This is a genomic window from Aquicoccus porphyridii (genome assembly GCF_008369105.1).
GTDB classification, from domain to species: domain Bacteria; phylum Pseudomonadota; class Alphaproteobacteria; order Rhodobacterales; family Rhodobacteraceae; genus Aquicoccus; species Aquicoccus porphyridii.
In genome coordinates, this window is sequence record NZ_VINQ01000226.1 from 1 (window position 1) to 366 (window position 366).

Annotated in this window: 1 pseudogene; it reads right to left on the reverse strand. The window is 66.4% G+C overall.

From position 1 onward, the window contains the following. A pseudogene (locus FLO80_RS24295) lies at positions 1-366 on the reverse strand (ATPase); the annotation flags it as partial.

A 366-nucleotide genomic window follows, 5' to 3' on the forward strand; every position in this document is an offset into this window, starting at 1 on the left:
GGACCTTCGGCCAGCGGCGTGTGCAGGGTGGTCAGCGCGGTCTGGTTCTGCAGCAGCCAGACTTCCAGGCCTTCCGGCCCGCCGAAGACGCCGTACAGGGCGTAGAGGCCGATACTGCCGAGCATCACCAGCTTGACCAGCGACTCGAAGGCGATGGCGAACACCAGTCCCTCGTGGCGTTCGCGGGTGGCGATGTGGCGAGCGCCGAAGAGGATCGCGAACAGGGTGATCAGGGTGCAGAAGACGAACGCGACCCGCTCCTGGGCCGGGTCGCGGGTGAGAATGCTGATCGAATCGGTGACCGCCTGGATCTGCAGGGCCAGCATCGGCAGCACGCCGATCAGCATGAACAGCGTGGTCAGGGCG